This is a genomic window from Roseovarius sp. 217, from assembly GCF_000152845.1.
GTDB lineage: Bacteria > Pseudomonadota > Alphaproteobacteria > Rhodobacterales > Rhodobacteraceae > Roseovarius.
Genome location: NZ_CH902587.1, coordinates 84,480 through 105,164, shown reverse-complemented (window position 1 = coordinate 105,164; position 20,685 = coordinate 84,480). Strand labels below are relative to the sequence as shown.

The following is a 20,685-nucleotide window of genomic DNA, read 5'->3' as shown; positions in this document are numbered from 1 at the left end:
TGTGTGCCAAATCTGGGCGAAGGGCGGGGCGCTTTCCAGCTGTTCGTCGAGGGAGATGCTCTTTTCGATGCGATGCTCGCGGCGATAGAGGGCGCGACCGAAACGATCTGGATAGAATCCTACATCTTTGCCGCCGACGAAGTCGGGGCGCGTTTTGTCGCCTTGCTCGCAGCCAAAGCGCGAACCGGGCTTGACGTGCGGTTGCATCTCGACGCTTTCGGTGCCGGCCAGCGGAATTTCGACAAGTTTCGGCGGGAACTGGAACGCAGCGGCGTGCGGTTTCGCTGGTTTCGTCCCTTTGATCTCCGACACCCGCTGCGATATTTTCAACGCAACCACCGCAAGCTTCTCATATTGGACGGCCGGGAAGCGTTCCTTGGCGGTTTCAACATCCGACGGTTGAACTCGCGCCGGCTTCACGGCGAGACTCGCCAGCGCGATACACATGTGCGTGTCCCGGGGCCGTTGGCGACGCTTGCCGAAAGCCACTTCGACCGGCTCTGGCGGGACGCCCGCCCGCTTCCGGCAAACGCCATTCCCGAAGAGGCCGACGCAAGCGAAGGACTGCTGGTGCCGAGCTATTCGCGCAAGTGTCAAAAGAGGCTTGCCTGTCTGCACGCGGGACTGATCGGGATGGCACAGACCTGCGTTTATCTGACGTCGCCCTATTTCGGTCCGGGCACCGTGGTCGACCGGGCGCTGCAGGATGCCGCGCGTCGCGGCGTGGACGTCCGTCTGCTGGTGCCTCGCACGAGCGATCCTATGGTCGCTGGCTGGGCGACGCGGGCGGCATATGCGCAGCTTCTCTCGGCGGGCGTGAGGGTCTACGAGTATCTGCCCCGTCCATTGCATGCCAAGACGTCGGTCGTCGATACAGGCTGGTCGATCATCGGGTCAGCTAACCTCGACTACCGAAGCCTGTTCGTCAATCAGGAGCTGGTTCTGGTCGCACATGACCGCGTGCTGGCAGGGCAGTTGCAGGCCCAATATCTGCAAGATCTTTCGGATGCCCGCGAAGTCACTCTTCGGGCTTGGCATTCCCGCGGCTGGCGCGCGCGAGGTTTCGAGGTGATCGGATGGGCCGCGCGGCGGCTGCTGTAACCTATGGCACCGGTCAGCCGACAGCCTGCCGGGATGCAGTAACTCTGTCTGCAATATCGACGCCTTCCTACGGCAGAGCGATACACTTGCTCCTGTACTAACGAAGACCGACAGGTTGCCAATTTCTGTAATGCTTCCGGTCGGGGCGCGTCTATAGAACGAAACCAAACAAAAGGAGGTCCAGATGGACGACCGATCAACTTCTCAGACGCAAGACACAGCACAGCAAAAACAGGGCGGATGTTGCGGTGGCAAGACCGATGCGCAGCCGAAAGCAAATGTCGAACCGCAGGTCGCGGAACCCGCAAAGGCAAAACCGGCCAAATCCGGCTGCTGCTGCGGCTAGGGCCGAGGCAAAGCCACCGCAGGATGGGCGTCTGGCGCTTGGTGCGCCCATCCTGAACCGGCGCCGTCCAGCGGATGTGTTCGCGCTCCGTCCGAATCCACGACAAGAAGGGAGAAAGCCATGATGCCCATTTTCTATTTCACCGCAGTCGCGGTGATCCTTTTCCTGGCCCTGCGCATGACGTGCGGGGCCTGCGTCATGGGCGGGCCTGCCGGGGCAGGGCGTGTGCGTCTGCCGGTTGTGCCGCTTGGTTGGGCGCTGAGCCTGTTCCTGGCGCTGACCTACCTTGTGTGCATCGCATTCGATCTGATCTTTCCCGCCTATGCAATGTATGAAACCTGGTCCGGTCTGCTGCCCGGTTTCGTCTGGCTGACCCCGGTGGGCTTCATCATCGGGCTGGTCGAGAGCTTCCTCTACGGTTGGTACGCCGCGCTGATCTTCGGCGGCCTTTACAACGCCATCGCGGCAAGAGGAGCAGCAACATGATTCCGACCGAACGTCCGAAACTGCGCTTTCTCGGCGCCGCCGGGACGGTGACAGGATCGCGCTATCTGATCGAAGCCCTGGGGCGGCGCATCCTGATCGATTGCGGCCTGTTCCAGGGCTTCAAGCAGTTGCGTGCGCGCAATCGCAAACCGTTCCCTGTGCGCGTCAACACCATCGACACTGTGCTGCTCACCCATGCCCATCTGGACCATTCGGGATATCTGCCGGCACTAATCCGGGCGGGGTTTCGCGGGCGGGTTCTTTGCACAGAGGCAACGGCAGATCTGTGCGGGCTTATTCTGCCCGACAGCGGCCATATCCAGGAAGAAGAGGCGCGCTTTGCCGCGCGGAAGGGATATTCCAAACACAAGAAGCCAAAACCGCTCTATACGCTCAAGGATGCAAAGGCCGCGCTGGACCGCTTTGATCTTCAACCGTTCGACCGGCGAATAGATTTAGGCGACGGCATCGCGGCCCGTTTCATTCCGGCGGGGCATCTGCTCGGGGCGGCGCAGATCCGGCTTGAGGTCGGCGGCAGGGTTGTCCATTTCAGCGGCGATCTGGGCCATGATCCCGATCCGCTGATGCGACCGCCCCAGCCATTCGGCGGAGCAGATGTTCTGGTCTGCGAGTCCACCTATGGCAACCGGTCCCATTCCGACGTGGACCCAGAAGCCGAACTGGCTCCGATCCTCAAACGCACCTTTGCCCGCGGCGGCACGGTGCTGATCCCGTCCTTTGCCGTCGGACGGGCGCAGGGGCTGATGCTGCACATTGCGCGATTGATGGAGCGCTGCGATATTCCCTATGTCCCGGTGTTCCTCAACAGCCCGATGGCGGTGAATGCGACCGAGATCTATCACCGTCATCACGCCGAGCACCACGTCAGCCGCGAAGACTGCATTGCGATGTTCGAGATCGCCAAGAGGGTAAACACGGTCGAGCAATCCAAGGAGCTGAACACGCGCCAGGGCCCGATGATCATCGTCTCCGCCAGCGGAATGCTGACCGGCGGGCGTATCCTGCACCATCTGGCCAGCTTCGGCGGCGATCGGCGGAACGCGATCTTGCTCTCCGGTTTCCAGGCCGGTGGCACGCGCGGCGCGGCGCTGGCCGGAGGCGCGCGGACATTGCGCATGTTCGGACGGGAGTTCCCGATCGAGGCCGAAGTGGTTCAGCTCCAGTCCTTTTCCGGACATGCCGATGCCGATGAGATCCTGCGCTGGATGTCCGCCGGTCCCGCCCCCGAGATGACCTATCTCACCCATGGGGAACCTGTCGCCGCCGATACCCTGCGATTCCGCGTCGAACACGAGCTAGGGCGATCCGCGCGCGTGCCCGAACATCTCGAATCCGTCTACCTGGACAGGCCGCGATGACCGAAACGCTTGCCCTGGTCTCTTCCCGCATCGACACCTACCGGCAGCCGGTCGTCTACATGCATGAAGACTGTCACGTTTGCCGTTCCGAGGGGTTTGCTGCCCAGACACGCATACGGATCGACCTGAAGGACCGCTGGATCATCGCGACCCTGAATGTCGTCGGCCGCGGAGCATGGCTTGCCGTGGACCAGGCGGCATTGTCCGTTTCCGCGTGGGCCGCGCTTGGCGCTGAGATTGGAGACGAAGCCGCTTTCTCGCACCCTGAACCGCCCGCTTCGGCGTCTATGATCCGGGCGAAAGCCTATGGCGAGAGGCTGGACCGGGCCGGGTTCGCGACGATCGTGCACGACACGCTCGACAGCCGGTTATCGGACCTCGACCTTGCCGCCTTCGTGACCGCCTGCGCCGGCGACAGGCTGAACGAGGCCGAAACCGTGGCGCTGACCCGCGCCATGAAGGAAGCAGGGCAGACGCTCGACTGGGGGCAGCACACTGTCCTCGATAAGCATTGCGTCGGCGGATTGCCGGGCAACCGCACGACACCCATCGTCGTCGCCATCGTCGCGGCGGCGGGGCATCTGATCCCCAAGACGTCGAGCCGTGCGATCACATCGCCTGCCGGAACCGCCGACACCATGGAGGTAATGGCGCCCGTCGCGCTTGACGCCGCCGCGCTGCGCCGGGTGGTCGAAGCCGAGGGCGGTTGCCTCGTCTGGGGTGGCGGGCTCGCCCTCAGTCCTGCCGACGATCATTTTATCCGTGTCGAACGCCCCCTCGATTTCGACTCCACCGGTCAACTCGTAGCGAGCGTACTGTCGAAAAAGGCGGCCGCCGGTGCCACCCATGTTCTGATCGACATGCCGGTCGGACCAACGGCCAAGGTGCGGTCTGCCGGAGCGGCGGAGGCTCTCGGGATACGGCTGTCTTCGGTGGGCAAGGCGTTGGGTCTGAACCTGGCGCTACATATCAGCGATGGCGTGGCCCCGGTGGGACGTGGCATGGGCCCGGCGCTGGAGGCGCACGACGTGCTCGCGGTTTTGCGGCGCGCGCCGGATGTACCTGGCGACCTGCGTGCGCGGGCGCTGGATCTGGCCGGGCATCTTCTGGACCTCGCACCGCACGCCGTTGCTGGGCGGGGGCGGGACCGCGCGCAGGCGCTTCTCGATAGTGGTGCAGCGGAGGCAAAGTTCATGGCAATTTGCGCGGCACAGGGCGGTTTCCACGAACCCGGCACCGCCGCGCAACGCATCGAGATACTTGCCCGGCATGCGGGCGAACTGACGGCCGTGGACAACCGCCGGATTGCCCGCATCGCCAAACTGGCCGGTGCCCCGCGTCAGAAGAGCGCAGGCATCCGCCTTCTGGTGCGGATCGGGGATTGGGTGGACAAGGGCCAGCCGCTTTATGAGCTTCATGCCGAGACACCAGGCGAACTGGCCTATGCCCTGGCCTATGCCGAGTCCCAGACCGGCGTGCTCACGCTGTCCGAGGCAGTGTCATGATCCTTGTCGCGTTTCCCGAGATGAGGCCGCTTGCCGAAGACCTGGCACCCGCGCTTGGGGCGGACCTGCTCACTCTCGACTGGCACCACTTCCCCGATGGCGAAAGCCTGATCTCGCTGCCCGGCGATCTGGACGGGGCCGATGTGGCATTTCTGGCGACTTTGCGCGATCCCGACCGCCTAGCCCTGCCCTTGCGCTTCGCCGCGGCGACGGCGCGCGAGATGGGCGCGCGTCGCGTCGGATTGATCGCGCCTTATCTTGGCTACATGCGGCAGGACCGCCGCTTCGAGCGCGGGCAGGCGGTCAGCGCGCCGCTCTTTGCGCAATTCCTGGGGGAAAGCTTCGATTGGCTGGTGAGTGTCGATCCGCATCTGCACCGCATCGCCCGGCTGCAGGATGTCTTCCCGATGCCTGCCATTCGCGCCGTATCCGCCCCGCTGCTTGCGACCTGGATCAGCACGAACCTGCCAGACGCCGTTCTTCTGGGCCCTGACAGCGAAAGCCAGCAATGGGTCGCCGAGGTGGCCCGGCTGGCCGGACGGCCCTATGAGGTCTTGCGCAAGGTGAGATCCGGTGACCGCAGTGTCGATGTCAGTGTGCCGGAAAGCGCGGCGCTGCGCGAAGGCACGCCAGTGATCCTCGACGACATCGCATCTTCCGGCGTCACGATGGCACGCGCCGTCGAAAGATTGCTTGCGGCTGGAACCGCCGCGCCTGTCTGCCTGGCTATCCATGCGGTCTTTGCGCACGGCGCTCAGGACGCCATTCTGTCGGCTGGTGCGGCAAGAATCATCACCACCGACACCATACCCCATCCAACGAATGCGATCGGAATTGCCGGTCTATTGGCCGAACCGATCCTTTCGGTCGTGACAGCCCTTGACCTTCCAGTTGCTGGAACAATTAGGCTGGACCCGAATCCCGCCGAGAGGACAACCGAATGAACGACCAAGTAAGCCATGCTGCACATGAAACCGAATCCAACATTTACGTCTGCCCGATGCACCCTGAGGTACGGCAGAACGGTCCGGGCGATTGCCCGAAATGCGGGATGCATCTTGTGCCCGAGGCGGAGCTCGACAACCATGCCGGGCATGATCACCACGGTCATGACCATCACGCTGGTGCCGCCCCGGCGGACGGCAGATATGATACCGTCCCGGAGGGCTATGACGGCGCTGTCTACAGCTGTCCGATGCACCCGCAGGTTCGCCAGGTCGAGCACGGCTCCTGCCCGATCTGCGGAATGGGGTTGGAGCTTGAGTCCGGGGTCCCGATGGACGACGGCCCGAACCCCGAACTGGTGGATTTCACCCGGCGTTTCTGGGTTGGCACGGTACTGACCATTCCGCTTCTGATCCTCACCATGGGTCCCTATCTCGGCTTTCCGGGAGTGCGCGAGATTTTCGGCGAGCGCGCAACCCTCTGGATCGAGTTGGTTTTCGGGACCCCGGTGGTTCTTTGGTGCGGCTGGCCGTTTCTGGTTCGGGGCTGGAATTCGTTCCGGACGATGAATCTCAACATGTTCTCCCTCATCGGTATGGGGGTAATCGCGGCCTGGCTCTTCAGCGTCGTCGCCGTTCTGGCACCCGGCATATTCCCGGACGGATTTCGCGACGCCGAAGGTCATGTCGGCGTCTATTTCGAGGCGGCGGCGGTGATCGTGACGCTCGTGCTGCTTGGCCAGGTGATGGAATTGCGCGCCCGTGAAGGCACCGGCAAGGCGATCCGCGCGCTTCTCGACATGGCGGCCAAGACCGCGAGGGTCATCCGAGACGACGGGTCCGAAGAGGAGATTCCGCTGGAGGACGTACAGGTCGGGGACCGGCTGCGCGTGCGTCCCGGTGACAAGGTGCCGGTCGATGGCGTTGTGCTGGACGGCCGGTCCTCGGTCGATGAAAGCATGATCTCAGGTGAACCTGTGCCGGTGGAGAAGACCGAGGGCGACCCGCTGACCGGCGCGACGATCAATGGCACCGGTTCTCTGGTGATGGAGGCGACGCGTGTCGGGTCCGACACGATGCTCGCGCAGATCGTCGAGATGGTGTCGAACGCGCAACGCTCGCGCGCACCGATCCAGAAGTATGCCGACAAGGTGGCGGGATATTTCGTTCCGGCCGTGATCGGTATCGCGGTCCTGTCCTTCATCGCGTGGGCGGTCTGGGGGCCATCCCCGGCGCTGTCCTACGCATTGATCTCGGCTGTCGCCGTGTTGATCATCGCCTGTCCCTGTGCGCTTGGCCTGGCGACACCGATGTCGATCATGACGGCAACGGGGCGGGGGGCCCAGGCCGGGGTGCTGATCAAGAACGCCGAGGCGCTGGAGCGGTTCGAGAAGGTCGATACCTTGATCGTCGACAAGACCGGCACGTTGACGATGGGCAAGCCGCAGCTTGTCGCCGTCCTGCCGCAACCCGGTCACGACGAGGCCGAGGTCCTGCGTCTCGCCGCATCGCTGGAGCGCGGGTCGGAACACCCCCTCGCCGAGGCCATCGTGCGCGGCGCCGAAGAGCGCGATGTGAATATGGCGGACGCGGACGACTTCGAGGCGGTCACAGGAAAGGGCGTGAAGGGCGTCGTGGGCGGCAAGGCGGTCGCATTAGGCAACCTGGCGATGATCCGGGACCTTGGCCTTGAGGCCGGCGACCTGACCGCCAAGGCAAATGCCCGTCGCGACGAGGGCGAGACGGTGATGTTCGTGGTGCTGGATGGCGAGATCGCGGGTCTCGTCGCTGTCGCCGATCCGGTGAAGGAGACCACGCCCGCCGCCATCAAGGACCTGCATGCACTGGGATTCCGCGTCATCATGGCCACCGGTGACAACGAGCGCACGGCCAAGGCGATCGGCGCACGTCTCGGCATTGACGAGATCCGGGCCGACGTGCTGCCCGAGGACAAGGCGCGGATCATCAAGGAATTGCAGCAGCAGGGCCGCAAGGTGGCGATGGCCGGCGATGGCGTCAACGACGCGCCGGCCCTGGCCCAGGCCGATGTCGGAATCGCCATGGGCACCGGGGCCGATGTGGCCATCGAAAGCGCGGGCATCACGCTGGTCAAGGGCAACCTCGACGGTATCGTGCGCGCACGGCGGCTCGCACGGGCCACCATGCGTAATATCCGGCAGAACCTGTTCTTCGCACTGATCTACAACGCCTCTGGCGTGCCTGTCGCGGCGGGGGTGCTGTTTCCGTTCTTCGGCATCCTCATCAGCCCGATGTTTGCCGCCTTCGCCATGAGCGCCTCGTCGATATCGGTGGTGCTCAATTCGCTGCGCCTTCGCGGCGCAAAGATCTAGAAAGGAAGCCACAACGTGACCCATCAACCTGATCCATCACATGTTAATCAAAGTCAATCGGAGCATGCCCACCGCCCGCCCTCATTCTGGCGATCACGCGCCGGCATCTATCTGATCGTTGCGCTGGCAGTTGGCGGCCTTCTTCTGGGTTACGAGCACCGGGTGCACATCCTGAGCAGCGGATTGCTGATCTGGCTGCCCTTGCTGCTCTGCGTCGGCATGCACTTCTTCATGCATGGCGGTCATGGAGGCCACGGCGGGCACGGCAAGGGAGACGACCAGTAATGACCGATGCAGGTGCTTCCTATGGACTTTGGCTGCTGGTATTTATCAATTCGGCGGTATTCATCATTTTCGCCTTCAGTTTCTTCAAGCCGCAGACAAAACGCGACTGGCGCAGTTTTGGAGCGTTCAGCGCTTTTGTCGTAGCTCTCTTCACCGAGATGTACGGGTTCCCGTTGACCATCTTCTTTCTTTCCGGCTGGCTGCAATCGACCTGGCCGGAGGTAGACTGGTTTGCCCACGACAGCGGACATCTCCCCGAAATGATGTTCGGCTGGCAATCGAACCCGCATTTCGGGCCGTTCCACCTCCTGAGCTTCGTCTTTATCGGCGGCGGCTTCTGGCTCATATCCGTGGCATGGCACCATCTGTGGAATGCGCAGCGTCAGGGGTTGCTTGCGACGACAGGCCCCTATGCCCGCATTCGTCATCCCCAGTATGTGGGGTTCGTGCTGATCATGCTGGGCTTTCTCGTGCAATGGCCGACCCTCCTGACGCTGGCCATGTTTCCGGTACTGGTCTGGATGTACGCACGGCTGGCCCGCGGCGAGGAGAAGGACAGCCGAGAACGGTTCGGCGCTGGCTGGGACAGGTATGCCAGCCGGGTTCCCGCTTTCATACCAAACGTTAACACTCTGCAGAATGTTGAACGCTGATTGGAAGCGAAAGCCGATCTGATGTGTTATTTGCCTGCCTAAAACATCTTTGGAAGACTGCAAACATACGGTATCTGAAACCATGATGAAAAAACCCGCCCTTCTGCGGCACGTACTAATCATAGGAACGTCCGTGCTGACGGGATACCTGCTGCTTGCTTCGCGTGCCGAGTGGTCGGAGATGCACCGCTACAACCGAGCGCTGGGGGATCTTTCACTGCTGCTCATCGTTGCTGCAATGGCGATTGGGCCGCTCGCACGCTTGTCGTCTGCGCCCTTTTTACGGAAGCTCATGCCGTACCGACGCGAGCTCGGTATTTATGCGGTTCTGGCGGCGACGGTGCATACCATCATCATACTGATCGGCTGGGTCGAGCTTGATTTTGCACGGCTGTTCGGTTTTGAGTATCACCCCCAGCTGCAACGCTACGTGATGCTTCAGCACGGGTTTGCGCTGGCCAATGTGGTTGGGATCGCGGCACTGCTCTACGGCTTTGTGCTTGCCGGTACGTCGAATAATTTCAGCCAAAGGGTACTTGGCACGTCCGTGTGGAAATACATCCAGCAGGGCGCTTATGTTCTGTGGTGGCTGGCAGTGCTGCACACGGCCTATTTCTTGTTCTTTCATTTTCTTGATTTTCACCGCCAAATGCCTGAGCCGAACTGGGCGCGATGGCCGTTCGTTGCCCTTGTGGCGTCAGTTATCGCTCTGCAAGGGGCCGCCGTTGTAGTCACATGGCGTTCGCAAACTTCCCGGCGGATCTACGGCGCACCCTCGCAACGGGAGTAGTCGCGATTTCATCAGACGCCCAGGGTCGGGACTTCTGGCGGCCTGAAACCTATCGGGTGGGCATGCGCAGAGGCGTAACGACCTAAAAAGCAAGCAAGGCAGATCGAAATGCAGAAACACAATAAAAACCACGATGGGAACGACGGCTACCGTGAAGGCTCGATCAGCCTTGGCGGAGCTGTTGCCATGGGCACGGGCGTGATGATCGGTGCGGGCATCTTTGCCCTGACCGGACAAATCGCCCAGCTGGCTGGACCACTATTTCCACTCGCGTTCATCGCTGGTGCCATCGTGACCAGCTTCAGCGCTTACAGCTACATCAAGATGTCGAACGCCTGGCCCTCGGCAGGGGGCATCGCGATGATCCTTCAGAAATGCTATGGATCGGGGGCGGTCGCGGCGGGAGCGGCGCTTTTGATGGCGCTCAGCATGGTGATCGCGGAAAGCCTCGTCGCACGGACATTCGCCACTTATGTCTTGCGGCCTCTCGATATCACGGGCGGGCCACTTGTGCCCGTTCTGGCGGTTGCCGTGATCGTGTTCGCATTCTTGGTCAACATCGCAGGAAACCGCTCCGTCGGGCTATTCTCTCTAATCATGGCGGCGATCAAGATCGGAGGCATCGCGCTGTTCGGTATCGCAGCACTCTGGTCAAGCGGGTTTCAGTTCGCAGCCGCGTCAGAAACGGCCGAGACCTTTGGAGTGACAGGCTTCATCGCGTCCGTTGCGCTGGCGATCCTTGCCTTCAAGGGCTTTACCACGATCACCAACAGCGGCGGCGAAATCACCGATCCCCACCGCAATGTGGGCCGCACTATCATGCTGTCCATCGCGATCTGCGTGGTGGTCTACCTGCTTGTGGCCTTTGGCGTGGGCGCGAGCCTGACAATCGACGAAATCATCGCCGCGCGCGACTATTCGCTGGCCCAGGCGGCTGAGCCCGCACTCGGGCAGGTCGGCTTTTACTTGACGGTCGTGTTGGCGGCCGTGGCCACGGCATCCGGCGTGCTGGCCAGCGTTTTCGCAGTGTCGCGGATGCTGACCATGCTGACGGAGATGAAAATGATCCCGCACAGCCATTTTGGCATGTCCGGGGCTGTCCAGCGGCATATGCTGGTCTATACAGTCGTTATCGCCTCGACGCTGGCCGTGCTCTTTGATTTGGGACGGATCGCATCCCTTGGTGCCTTCTTTTACCTCGTCATGGACATGATCATACATTGGGGCGTGTTCCGCTATCGTCGAACCGAAGTTGGCGCCTCCAGTATCGTGCTTTTGTCTGCGCTCTCTCTCGATGCAATTGTATTGGCAGCTTTCACCGTAATGAAGCTTCAAAGTGATCCAATGATCGTTCTGTATGCGGCTGTCGGAATGATCGCTGTCTTCGCTTTCGAGCGCGTTTACTTGTCGCGATGGTTGGCACCTCAGGCCGCGCATTCCCACGGTGAATAGCCAGCCATCATCTAGCCCTGAAGGAATGCGATGCCTTGTGCACCGATTGCGATCAATCCGACCGACAGGGCAAACGCAAACAAGGCGAGCAGCATCAAGCCCGCTTTTATTGGCAAGCGACGAACGGTCGGTCCAAGAAATTCCGACTGCCCGAAAGCTGAAACATATAGCGGCAGCGCGCTGATCATTGTCGCATAAAGATAAACTCCGGAGATGTTCTCAAAAAACGCCGAACGCGCAAGGGTTGGGGCAACGACCGACAACGCGGTTGCACGACTGCCCCCGAATGACTCGAACCAGTCGGCAGACAAAACGTAGATCAGTGCGTGGAGGCTTGGAAAGAGAATGGCTCTGAGCAAGATATCCACCAGCACGAAAAACGCCGTATCTCGGCGGGCGACCTTTGGTTTCTGTATCACCGCGAAAAGAAAAAAACTGACATAGTTTATGGCAAAAACTACGGGCAGACCGTTGGTCGTAACTTGCCTCAGAAAGCGGGCCAGCGATGGCCCGCCGGCGGCAAGAGCCGCTGCAAAGCCCGGCGAAAGCAAGATATAAAGGCAGAGGACCGGCAGTAACGCTGCGAGGCTGAATGCCAAGACAATGCTCACAAACTGAACACCGGGCATGTCGACGGAGAAAAACCTCTGCATGTTAGAACGTTGGCACATATACGGCTTGAGATCGAGGATGTTGAACCTGCGTTTGGGAACCAAGCATTCGCTCCAGGTCTTTGGGACGAATGAAATTTAAGTTTCGAAATCTCCTGAACCGCGTCCATGTCTCAACTGCAGGCCGAGCGACATAACAAATGGTAGGTTACTGCCGGACCTAGTTGCGGAAATGTTGATAGCATTGGAAAGTAGCTTTTCTGCATGTCTTACGCTGGCGGTAATTTTCAGAACGGAATATTCCTATCCGAGTGGGCGGACTCCTTTCAGGGTCTATTGCAATCTGCGCGGAGATCGCGGCCATCGTGCCGCTTCCATGCAAAAGCCCATCATGGCTGCCGACCCAGATGCAAAAGTTTCGTGCGATCTGACTGCACCTATCGTCGGCGTCGACAGCACTCTGGATGAAACTGCATTGGCCGTAGCGATCAGCGACGCGGGCTATGTCTCCGAGAAACTGGCTGAAGTTCGGTAGCACAAGACGCGTCAGCAACGCTGCGCTGAGCGGGAGCGAGGTATTGGCTGTTCATATGTTTCTGATATGCAACATTTTCTGACTGCAGTGGCCGTATCTCGCCTGTTTCAAAAAAAGCGACAAACCTTCCTGCGCAGGACGGATTGACTATACTGCACAGGTATCCGATGTTGGCGGCATGAGCTTTCGAGTTTTCATATCAAGCTGGTCAAGGGCGTTTACGTGCATTGCGTTTGCGCTGGCATTGGTATTGTCACCACCTTCTGCCGCTCACGCGGCGTCCGGCATGCATGACGGACATCAAGCCAAGTCTGTTGGTGTCGTTGGTGCTGCAGAGGCCCATCACACTGGAAGCGGTGCGCATCACGCGCATGAGACGCTTAAGGTCGCAAGCGACATCGGCATGGCAGCGTCAGACAAGGATGGCAAAGAGCAACAAACCCAAGAGTGTTGCAACGGCATCTGTATTTCTGTCGTCTTCATCGAAGACACCAAGATCAGAGCAGAGCCGGTTGGTACAAGTGAATATGTCATTCTGGACGGTCAAACGTATTCGGTAGAAACAGCAGGGTTTCTTCGGCCCCCTCGATTCCTGATCTGAACCGGCGCCCAAATCGGGTGTGAGCCTTGCGCAGATTCTGCGTGAGACAACGTTCACCAATCAGGTTACTTTCATGAAAATTCATCTACTTATGGGGGCTTCGGCCCTCGGGCTTGGCGCATGCGCCTATGAGCCCACCCCGTTGCCGTCCGTCGCGACCCAACAGGCCGTCGTCAACACGGCAGTTTCATCGCCGATCAGCTATCAGGACCCCTTGGCGGGCTACACCTATCGCGGCCCTACAGGTCCCCGCGACTGGCGTTCCGTCAATCAAGAACAGACGGAGGGCAACTGATGCGAGTATCGAAGTTTCCGCTGGTTTTCGGCTTTCCGCTAATCTTGGGTGCCTGTGCTGCAGCTGTACCGGGCATCTACACGGAACCAAAAGCTGGCTTCGCCAACATTTCCAGCCAGGTCACACCAGCCATCGGCAAACGGACAGCCTTCGCCGAAACCCAGGCCGAAAACGAGGCCTTGAAGAAGCAGGTGCACGCAATGGTGCACCGCAAGACCATTTCGGCGGACACCGCCGTTCAGGTCGCGCTTCTGAACAACAAAGGGTTGCAGGCGTCCTATGCGAACGTTGGCCTATCGGCCGCAGAGGCCTGGCAGCAATCGACGCCGGAAAACCCGATCGTGTCGATTGGTATACTGGGCATCGGTGCGCCCGAACTGGGTGCCTACAGGGCGATCGAGGGACTGATCCGGTCGAACGTGCTCGATGCCACCACTCGCAAGCAGCGTACGGCCATTGCAGACGCAAACTTCCGGCAGGCTCAACTGAGCGCCGTGAACGACACACTCGCACTGGCCAATCAGACGCGGAAGGCATGGGTCGATGCCGTAGCCGCCTTCGAGGCTGTGAGTTATCTCCGCCGTGCGAAAGCGACGTCTGACGCCGGATCGGAATTGGCTATGAGGCTGGGTGAGACCGGCGCGCTCAACACAGCCGGGCAGGCCCGTGAACAGGCATTCAATGCCGAACTCGCCGGACAACTTGCCCAGGCACGCTTGAATGCTACCCGGTCCAAAGAGCAGCTGACCAGGCTCATGGGGCTGTGGGGCACCGAAGTCGACTATTATGTGCCCGATGCCCTTCCTGCGCTGCCGCGTTCCGTCGGCCGTGTGACTGACATCGAAGCGAAAGCATTGCGAAATCGGGTTGATCTGCGCGTTGCCAAACTTGGCCTGGAAGCACAGGCCAAGGCGTTTGGTCTGACTGATCAGACTCGCATTATCAGCGATCTCGAATTCATTGCCGGGTTCGAAGCGGAGCGGGAAATTGAGGACGGAGAAACGGAGACCGTGACCACCCCTCAGGTGGAGGTGGAGTTCGCAATCCCTATCTACGACACCGGGAAGGCACGGATGCGCAAGGCGGAATTGTCGTACCTGCAAGCAGCCAACGTGCTGGCAGAAAGAGCCGTCAACGTCCGGTCCGAAGCGCGTGGTGCTGAAGCCTCCTATCACGCCGCGTATAAGATCGCCCGCCACTATCGCGACGTTCTGGTGCCGCTACGCACGACCGTCGAAGAAGAGGGGCTGCTGTCTTATAACGGCATGATCACCAACACTTTCGAGCTGCTGACAGACGTGCGCGAGAAACTGGGCGCATCACTGGAAGCGGCAAACGCAAAACGCGAATTCTACATGGCACAGGCTGATCTGACCGCTGCGATCTATGGCGGCGGCGAAGGCGGTGGCGGTGCTGGTGGAGAAGGCGCGACACTTGCCGCCGGTGGCGGCGCAGGACACTGAAAGGAACTGACATGCTAAATAGACGTCAATTACTCGGAGCCGGCGCGGCAGGTGCAACGCTGGTATCTTCGAAAGCCTGGGGTCAAACCCTGAACATGGGCCTGCCCGAAGCTGCCCAAATGGATAGCGCAGCAACGGCGATCACGGCGCGTCCCAATTCCGGGCCGGACTACACACCTGTGGTCACATTGAACGGGTGGACCCTGCCGCACCGGATGAACAACGGGGTGAAAGAATTTCACCTCGTGGCCGAACCGGTAGAACGCGAGCTTGCCGACGGCATGATCGCGCATTTGTGGGGCTACAACGGCCAATCCACCGGCCCGACGATCGAAGCAGTCGAAGGCGACCGGGTGCGCATCTACGTCACCAATAAGCTGCCGGAAGGCACAACGGTGCACTGGCACGGGCTCATTCTTCCTTCAGGCATGGATGGGGTCTCCGGATTGAGCCATCCAAGCATCCCGCCGGGCAAAACCTTCGTCTACGAATTCGACTTGGTGAAGTCCGGAACGTTCATGTACCACCCCCACGGCGATGAAATGACCCAGATGGCGATGGGGATGATGGGCATGTTCGTGGTCCACCCCAAGGATCCCACATTCATGCCGGTGGATCGTGATTTCCTGATCATGCTGAATGCTTTCGACATCGATCCGGGTACCTATGTACCCCGCATCATGACGATGACGGATTTCAACCTTTGGACCTGGAACAGCCGGATCTTCCCCGACATCGATCCGCTGGTCGTGAACAAGGGCGACCGGGTGCGAGTACGGGTTGGGAACCTTACGATGACGAACCACCCGATCCATATGCACGGCTATGACTTCAAGGTCACCTGCACGGATGGCGGCTGGGTGCCGCCTGAAGCACAGTGGCCGGAGGTCAGCATCGACATTCCCGTAGGTGCGATGCGCGCCTACGAATTCGTCGCCGATCATCTGGGAGATTGGGCGATCCATTGCCACAAATCGCACCATACGATGAACGCCATGGGCCATGACGTGCCGACGTTCATCGGGGTGAACAAGAAGCCGCTGACCCAGAAGATCCGTCAATTCCAGCCGGAATACATGCCGATGGGCATGTCCGGCATGGGGGACATGGCAAAAATGGAAATGCCGCTACCCGACAATACCATCCCGATGATGACGGGTTGGGGCCCGTACGGACCCATCGAGATGGGCGGCATGTTTTCGGTCGTGAAGGTGCGAGACGGCATCGACGCGGACGATTACTCCGATCCCGGCTGGTACGAAAATCCTCCGGGCGAGATGGCCTACGAATGGACCGGCGAATTACCCGAATTTGCCTCCAACAACAGCCCCAAGACCATTCTCACACCGAAACCAACCTCGAAGGGCTGAGCGGCCCTTCGTCAACTCCAACCAAACCAACCTACAGGACAATAAAATGAGAAATCTTCTTTTGACGACAAGCTTTGCGATCGCGTTATCAGCACCGGCCTTTGCTGCAGGTACACACGACGGTGGGCATGGGGAGAACAAGCCGGCCGCAATGATGGTCGGCATGCCGGGTGACGCCGCCAAGGTGGATCGTACAATCGACGTCACTTTGCTCGAAAACGATGAGGGCCAGATGCTGATCGAGAGTGAGCCGATGGATATCAAGGAGGGCGAAACCATCCGCTTCAACATCACCAACAAGGGTGAGCTGGAGCATGAATTCGTCCTCGACACGGTAGAGCGTAATGCCGAGCACAAGATCGAAATGGCCAAGATGGACATGGAACATGACGATCCGAACCGTATCCGTCTCGATGCGGGCGCCTCGGGCGAGGTTGTCTGGACTTTCGCAAATTCTGGCACATTCGAAGCAGCGTGCCTGATCCCGGGCCACTACGAATCGGGAATGCACCGTGAGGTCGCAGTCGGTGACCAGATGGCTCAGGCTGACGTGGAATACACAAGCGGCACCATCAAGAAAATCGACGCAAAGGCCGGCAAGGTCACAATTATCCACGGCCCTCTCGTCAACCTGGATATGCCGGCAATGACCATGGTGTTCCGCGCCGACGAGGCGATGGTGGCCAAGATGGCGGAAGGTCAGGACATCGAGTTCGTTGCCGACCGGGTCAAGGGTAAACTGACCGTCACGCAGATGAAGTAACTACTAACAATGGGGCCGGGGGTAAACACTCCGGCCCCATCGCCTTGATCGCTTAGCCCAAGCAAGCAAGAAGATCCCATAAAATCAAGCGCTACGGAGGTAGCCGAGCATGAAGAATTTCCTGAGAACCTGCACCATCGCCCTTGCGCTTGTCCTTCCGGCTTTTTCAGTGGGCGCTTCCAGTGGCAAGGGCCAGCAGCCTCACGCGCGAGCCTTCGAAGTGCCTGGCCATGATCCGATCGGGAAACCCGGTGATGGCTCCTCGATCGACAGGACGATTGAAATATCCATACGGGAGACGGAAAGCGGCTACATGCTTTTCGAGCCGGACGCGATCCAGATTGAAAGCGGCTCGGTTGTCCAGTTTTCAATCAGAAATACCGGCGCATTGGATCACGAGTTCTTTCTCGGTTCCTTTGACGAGGTCGCAAAACATCAGCAATGGATGCGCGAACATCCCGATATGCAGCATGACAGCGCCAACTCGGTTTCGATCCCAAGTGGACAAAATGCCGATTTGATCTGGGAGTTCTCCGATGTGACCAACCTGGAGTTTGCATGCTTGATACCCGGCCACCGGGAGGCGGGCATGTGGGGCGTCATCATCGTCCACGATCACCTCGCGCCGAAATCCAAGGGTTAGACTTTTCCATGTCACTCTTGGAAAGGTATCACTTGTTTGTACATAACGTATCTGCCGCGTTCGGATACGACTACAACGATGCCACGCCAGACTGGGTGCATCCGTTCATTCATCTCATACTGGTCTTGGCGCCCGCTCTGCTGATTAGTGTCGGCTCATATCTTGCTATTCGCGGCGTTCTGAAGCTTTGGAGGCACCTTCGCACGCCTGCGTTCCACCAAGAGCCCATACGAGGGCTCGAAAGAAGTCTTTTCAGCACCGTCTTGCGCTATTCAAGAAGGCAGCAGGCATTGATGATCGTGGTTAGCCTCATCGCGATGCCTATTCTCTATCTAACCCTGGAACTGCCAAAACAGATCGTGAATAACGCCCTGGATTCAGACCGTTTCCCGGTTGTCGTTCTGGGACAAGACCTCGATCAGGTCGGTTTCCTCATACTTCTTTGCGGTCTCTATCTTCTGGCGATCATTCTGAATGGGTTAAACAAATATGGCCTAAACGTCTTCAAAGGGTATGTCGCGGAGCGTTTTCTGCGGCGCTTCCGCCTGCTGGTCTATCGGCAATGGCGCAGCGATCCAGACTCCCAAAACCAGAGCGAAATCGTCCCTATTCTCGCGCAGGAAGTCGAGCCCATAGGTGGCTTTGCGGCAGATGTCCTTACGCTGCCAATCCTGCAAGGCGGTACGCTTTTGACGATCCTGTTTTTCATGTTCGTTCAGGACCCTGTCTTGGGTGCCGCAGCACTGACCGTACTGCCAATTCAGCTCGTGCTGCTGCCCAAGCTGCAGCGCCGGGTCAACGCGCTTTCGCGCACCAGGATCAAGGAAGTCCGACAGCTTGGCAGGCAGCTGAGCGATCAATTGCGCGAACGTCAGGTCAATCCTGCCGGGCTGCTCCCAGCGAGTGCAAGCTTCAGAGAGCTTGAGCACGTGCGCAGGAAGATCTTCCGCCTGAAGTTCTTCATCAAGGCCCTCAACAATTTTCTGACCGCGCTGACGCCATTCCTGTTCTACTCTTTGGGTGGATATTTTGTCATCGAAGGTCGCATTACACTCGGCGCGTTGGTGGCCGTCCTGGCAGCACACAAGGACTTCTCGGCACCGCTGAAAGAGCTCTTCAGTTACTATCAGACGCTGGAAGACACGCGGATCCGGTACCAGGAAATCACGACCTTTTTCACTGGATCGATTCAGCGATCGGGGAAAGCTCAGGCAGACAACCCCAAGCTGGAAGAGGTCAGCCAATTCGAGGAAGCTACACTGAGTTACCCGGCTTTGTCTGTGAAGAGACAGGGGGCGATCGCAACATCATGAAGGAGTCTGATAGAATGAGATGTGCAGCGATATTTTTTGCTCTGGTCGCCGTTGCTGCGGCGGGATGGTATTTCAAGCAGCAGACCGACTCCCAAACGGGCACCCAAACCGGCGAAAGCATGGCGCTTCCCGCAGGCGCACTTGCAGCCGTCAATTTGCCCTCCAGTTTTACAGAGCAGGAGCAAATCGGCGCAAGCGCTTATGATGCGGTATGTGCCGCCTGCCACGGCCTGAACGGGCAAGGCCAGGATGGCATCGCTCCACCGCTTGTTCACAAAATCTATGAACCGAGCCACCACGGCGACATGGCGTTTGTCCTCGCGGCGCAAAATGGAGTTCGGGCGCATCATTGGAAATTTGGTAACATGCCAGCGGTTGAAGGCGTGACGCGATCAGATATTCTCGATATCGTGGCTTACATTCGTGTATTGCAGCGTGCCAACGGGATAAACTGAGCCGTTTCGACGGACAAAAGGGTGGGATTTGGTTCCCGATCAACTACCAATGGGTTCGCCGCAACATGGCCACGACTAGTGGGGATAATTCTCTGTATGAGTAAGTGTCTCGCTGCATCGATCCTGATCCTTGCTGCATTTTTCAGTTCTTTCCCTGCAACTCATGCCGAGGAAACCGCCCTCTTCAGATTGACCGACCGTGCAGCACCGGTCGGCATCAGTGCCCGTGAACCATCACTTGCAACCTTGCCGGATGGCCGGATCATATTGAGCTGGACAGAAGAAAACGGAGCCGAAGCGGAAGTTCGCATGGCCATACTCGATGGCAGTGAGTGGTCGGACGCTCGCACAATTCATAAATCGTCAAAGATTTACATCAACTGGGCCGATTTTCCATCGGTAGCGGTGCTGGCTGATGGCGGCCTGGCGGCACAATGGCTTAAACTGAATGGGGAGGGTGATTACCAATATGACGTCAATATCGCTTTTTCTAAAGATGAAGGCAGAAGCTGGACGGAACCGCTTGTTCCCCATGATGACAGATCACAACGCGAGCACGGTTTTGTTTCGTTGGTTCCCGATCAGTTTGGCGGGTTGACGGCGCTGTGGCTGGATGGCCGGGAGTATGACAGTCAAACAGAAGGCGAAAACTTCGAGAATGCGATGCAGCTGCGCGCACGACAGATCAACTCTGACGGAACGATGAAGCCAGAAAGCCTGTTGGACGCGCGCGCTTGTACTTGTTGTCAGACGTCCGCAGCGCGGACCGCTTCGGGCGATATCGTGGCGGTCTATCGTGATCGAACCGCCGATGAAATCCGCGACATTTCGATTGTTCGATCTACCGGAGGGGACTGGACGCAACCCCTCACTGTTCACGACGACGGATGGGAAAGTGCCGGCTGCCCCGTAAATGGCCCAGCTGTTGATACGATGGACGACAAGGTGTCCGTCATCTGGTTCACTGCAGCTGAGAATAAACCGGAGGTTTATATCGCGTTTTCGGACGATGGCGGCGCGCAGTTTGACGAACCGCTCCGCATTGACCTCGGCACAGCCGCGGGACGGGTGGATGTTCTGCAAATGCCGGATGGAAGCGCATTGGCGCTCTGGATTGAATATGTGGGAGGCGGTGAAGCGATCGTCATGTGCCACATATCGCGAAGTACCGGATGCGCAGCGCCTCAGGCGCTCCATATCAATCGGGGCGGCGGATCGATCGGTTTTCCCCGAATGGCGCGCGGAGACGCCGGTACGTTTGTGGCCTGGACGCAGCCGACCGGCGGCGGGGATGGGGACACTACAATCCGCATGGTCGAAGTCGCGGTGACTCCATAGGTTTCG

General features: G+C 59.5%; 21 protein-coding genes. 20 read left to right on the top strand and 1 reads right to left on the bottom strand.

Annotated features, from left to right (window positions below):
- Positions 1–3 precede the first annotated feature (3 nt).
- The 10 genes from ROS217_RS22740 to ROS217_RS22695 all read left to right on the top strand — a co-directional run bounded on the left by ROS217_RS22740 (position 4) and on the right by ROS217_RS22695 (position 11,292).
- Positions 4–1,101 (top strand): phospholipase D-like domain-containing protein, encoded by a 1,098-nt coding sequence (locus ROS217_RS22740; RefSeq protein WP_040652334.1) that lies wholly within the window; start codon positions 4–6, stop codon positions 1,099–1,101.
- A gap of 466 nt (positions 1,102–1,567) precedes the next feature.
- Positions 1,568–1,933, top strand: a complete 366-nt coding sequence (locus ROS217_RS22735) for a DUF5676 family membrane protein (RefSeq protein WP_009820160.1) — start codon at positions 1,568–1,570, stop codon at positions 1,931–1,933.
- Positions 1,930–3,312, top strand: coding sequence for an MBL fold metallo-hydrolase RNA specificity domain-containing protein (locus ROS217_RS22730; RefSeq protein ID WP_009820159.1), 1,383 nt, complete (start codon positions 1,930–1,932; stop codon positions 3,310–3,312). Before ROS217_RS22735 ends, ROS217_RS22730 begins: the two co-directional genes overlap by 4 nt.
- Entirely contained in the window at positions 3,309–4,817 is a 1,509-nt protein-coding gene (locus ROS217_RS22725) for a thymidine phosphorylase family protein (RefSeq protein WP_009820158.1), read from the top strand. The genes ROS217_RS22730 and ROS217_RS22725 overlap by 4 nt, the downstream gene beginning before the upstream one ends.
- Positions 4,814–5,761, top strand: coding sequence for a ribose-phosphate diphosphokinase (locus ROS217_RS22720; RefSeq protein WP_009820157.1), 948 nt, complete (start codon positions 4,814–4,816; stop codon positions 5,759–5,761). Before ROS217_RS22725 ends, ROS217_RS22720 begins: the two co-directional genes overlap by 4 nt.
- Positions 5,758–8,112: a copper-transporting P-type ATPase gene (locus ROS217_RS22715; RefSeq protein ID WP_254656523.1), complete on the top strand. Its 2,355-nt coding sequence runs from the start codon at positions 5,758–5,760 to the stop codon at positions 8,110–8,112. Before ROS217_RS22720 ends, ROS217_RS22715 begins: the two co-directional genes overlap by 4 nt.
- A 15-nt stretch (positions 8,113–8,127) precedes the next feature.
- Positions 8,128–8,397 (top strand): DUF2933 domain-containing protein, encoded by a 270-nt coding sequence (locus ROS217_RS22710; RefSeq protein ID WP_009820155.1) that lies wholly within the window; start codon positions 8,128–8,130, stop codon positions 8,395–8,397.
- Entirely contained in the window at positions 8,397–9,050 is a 654-nt protein-coding gene (locus tag ROS217_RS22705) for a methyltransferase family protein (protein ID WP_009820154.1), read from the top strand. The genes ROS217_RS22710 and ROS217_RS22705 overlap by 1 nt, the downstream gene beginning before the upstream one ends.
- Before the next feature lie 82 nt (positions 9,051–9,132).
- The gene (locus ROS217_RS22700) at positions 9,133–9,840 is read left to right on the top strand and encodes a ferric reductase-like transmembrane domain-containing protein (protein WP_037275425.1); all 708 of its coding nucleotides are present in this window, start codon (positions 9,133–9,135) and stop codon (positions 9,838–9,840) included.
- Positions 9,841–9,948: 108 nt separating this feature from the next.
- On the top strand, positions 9,949–11,292 hold the full coding sequence (locus ROS217_RS22695) for an APC family permease (RefSeq protein WP_009820152.1): 1,344 nt from the start codon (positions 9,949–9,951) through the stop codon (positions 11,290–11,292).
- A gap of 11 nt (positions 11,293–11,303) precedes the next feature.
- Here the strand turns inward: ROS217_RS22695 and ROS217_RS22690 are convergent, their stop codons facing one another.
- A complete protein-coding gene (locus tag ROS217_RS22690) occupies positions 11,304–12,008 on the bottom strand; it encodes a hypothetical protein (RefSeq protein ID WP_024099372.1) in 705 nt (234 codons plus the stop codon).
- Between the two features lie 286 nt (positions 12,009–12,294).
- Between ROS217_RS22690 and ROS217_RS24535 the strand changes: the two genes are divergently transcribed.
- The 10 genes from ROS217_RS24535 to ROS217_RS22645 all read left to right on the top strand — a co-directional run bounded on the left by ROS217_RS24535 (position 12,295) and on the right by ROS217_RS22645 (position 20,679).
- Entirely contained in the window at positions 12,295–12,438 is a 144-nt protein-coding gene (locus ROS217_RS24535; RefSeq protein ID WP_175545318.1) for a hypothetical protein, read from the top strand.
- Positions 12,439–12,724: 286 nt separating this feature from the next.
- The gene (locus tag ROS217_RS22685; RefSeq protein ID WP_009820149.1) at positions 12,725–13,039 is read left to right on the top strand and encodes a hypothetical protein; all 315 of its coding nucleotides are present in this window, start codon (positions 12,725–12,727) and stop codon (positions 13,037–13,039) included.
- A 73-nt stretch (positions 13,040–13,112) separates the two neighbouring features.
- Positions 13,113–13,334 carry a hypothetical protein gene (locus ROS217_RS22680; protein ID WP_226892491.1) on the top strand — a complete coding sequence of 74 codons (222 nt, stop codon included), beginning with the start codon at positions 13,113–13,115 and terminating at the stop codon, positions 13,332–13,334.
- Positions 13,334–14,797 (top strand): TolC family protein, encoded by a 1,464-nt coding sequence (locus ROS217_RS22675; protein ID WP_009820147.1) that lies wholly within the window; start codon positions 13,334–13,336, stop codon positions 14,795–14,797. The genes ROS217_RS22680 and ROS217_RS22675 overlap by 1 nt, the downstream gene beginning before the upstream one ends.
- Before the next feature lie 11 nt (positions 14,798–14,808).
- The gene (locus ROS217_RS22670; RefSeq protein ID WP_007120886.1) at positions 14,809–16,167 is read left to right on the top strand and encodes a multicopper oxidase family protein; all 1,359 of its coding nucleotides are present in this window, start codon (positions 14,809–14,811) and stop codon (positions 16,165–16,167) included.
- A gap of 46 nt (positions 16,168–16,213) precedes the next feature.
- Positions 16,214–16,930: a copper-binding protein gene (locus ROS217_RS22665; protein WP_037929554.1), complete on the top strand. Its 717-nt coding sequence runs from the start codon at positions 16,214–16,216 to the stop codon at positions 16,928–16,930.
- A 109-nt stretch (positions 16,931–17,039) separates the two neighbouring features.
- The gene (locus ROS217_RS22660; protein ID WP_009820144.1) at positions 17,040–17,573 is read left to right on the top strand and encodes a cupredoxin domain-containing protein; all 534 of its coding nucleotides are present in this window, start codon (positions 17,040–17,042) and stop codon (positions 17,571–17,573) included.
- A gap of 8 nt (positions 17,574–17,581) precedes the next feature.
- Positions 17,582–18,886 (top strand): ABC transporter transmembrane domain-containing protein, encoded by a 1,305-nt coding sequence (locus ROS217_RS22655; RefSeq protein WP_009820143.1) that lies wholly within the window; start codon positions 17,582–17,584, stop codon positions 18,884–18,886.
- A 14-nt stretch (positions 18,887–18,900) separates the two neighbouring features.
- On the top strand, positions 18,901–19,341 hold the full coding sequence (locus ROS217_RS22650; RefSeq protein ID WP_009820142.1) for a c-type cytochrome: 441 nt from the start codon (positions 18,901–18,903) through the stop codon (positions 19,339–19,341).
- Between the two features lie 96 nt (positions 19,342–19,437).
- Positions 19,438–20,679: a sialidase family protein gene (locus ROS217_RS22645; RefSeq protein WP_040652277.1), complete on the top strand. Its 1,242-nt coding sequence runs from the start codon at positions 19,438–19,440 to the stop codon at positions 20,677–20,679.
- Positions 20,680–20,685 lie beyond the last annotated feature (6 nt).

Coding starts and splice junctions, on each gene's coding strand:
- ROS217_RS22670 (WP_007120886.1), top strand. CDS start 14,809: ATGCTAAATAGACGTCAATTACTCGGAGCCGGCGCGGCAGGTGCAACG.
- ROS217_RS22715 (WP_254656523.1), top strand. CDS start 5,758: ATGAACGACCAAGTAAGCCATGCTGCACATGAAACCGAATCCAACATT.
- ROS217_RS22695 (WP_009820152.1), top strand. CDS start 9,949: ATGCAGAAACACAATAAAAACCACGATGGGAACGACGGCTACCGTGAA.
- ROS217_RS22730 (WP_009820159.1), top strand. CDS start 1,930: ATGATTCCGACCGAACGTCCGAAACTGCGCTTTCTCGGCGCCGCCGGG.
- ROS217_RS24535 (WP_175545318.1), top strand. CDS start 12,295: ATGGCTGCCGACCCAGATGCAAAAGTTTCGTGCGATCTGACTGCACCT.
- ROS217_RS22720 (WP_009820157.1), top strand. CDS start 4,814: ATGATCCTTGTCGCGTTTCCCGAGATGAGGCCGCTTGCCGAAGACCTG.
- ROS217_RS22660 (WP_009820144.1), top strand. CDS start 17,040: ATGAAGAATTTCCTGAGAACCTGCACCATCGCCCTTGCGCTTGTCCTT.
- ROS217_RS22680 (WP_226892491.1), top strand. CDS start 13,113: ATGAAAATTCATCTACTTATGGGGGCTTCGGCCCTCGGGCTTGGCGCA.
- ROS217_RS22735 (WP_009820160.1), top strand. CDS start 1,568: ATGATGCCCATTTTCTATTTCACCGCAGTCGCGGTGATCCTTTTCCTG.
- ROS217_RS22705 (WP_009820154.1), top strand. CDS start 8,397: ATGACCGATGCAGGTGCTTCCTATGGACTTTGGCTGCTGGTATTTATC.
- ROS217_RS22685 (WP_009820149.1), top strand. CDS start 12,725: ATGCATGACGGACATCAAGCCAAGTCTGTTGGTGTCGTTGGTGCTGCA.
- ROS217_RS22665 (WP_037929554.1), top strand. CDS start 16,214: ATGAGAAATCTTCTTTTGACGACAAGCTTTGCGATCGCGTTATCAGCA.
- ROS217_RS22725 (WP_009820158.1), top strand. CDS start 3,309: ATGACCGAAACGCTTGCCCTGGTCTCTTCCCGCATCGACACCTACCGG.
- ROS217_RS22675 (WP_009820147.1), top strand. CDS start 13,334: ATGCGAGTATCGAAGTTTCCGCTGGTTTTCGGCTTTCCGCTAATCTTG.
- ROS217_RS22645 (WP_040652277.1), top strand. CDS start 19,438: ATGAGTAAGTGTCTCGCTGCATCGATCCTGATCCTTGCTGCATTTTTC.
- ROS217_RS22700 (WP_037275425.1), top strand. CDS start 9,133: ATGATGAAAAAACCCGCCCTTCTGCGGCACGTACTAATCATAGGAACG.
- ROS217_RS22655 (WP_009820143.1), top strand. CDS start 17,582: ATGTCACTCTTGGAAAGGTATCACTTGTTTGTACATAACGTATCTGCC.
- ROS217_RS22650 (WP_009820142.1), top strand. CDS start 18,901: ATGAGATGTGCAGCGATATTTTTTGCTCTGGTCGCCGTTGCTGCGGCG.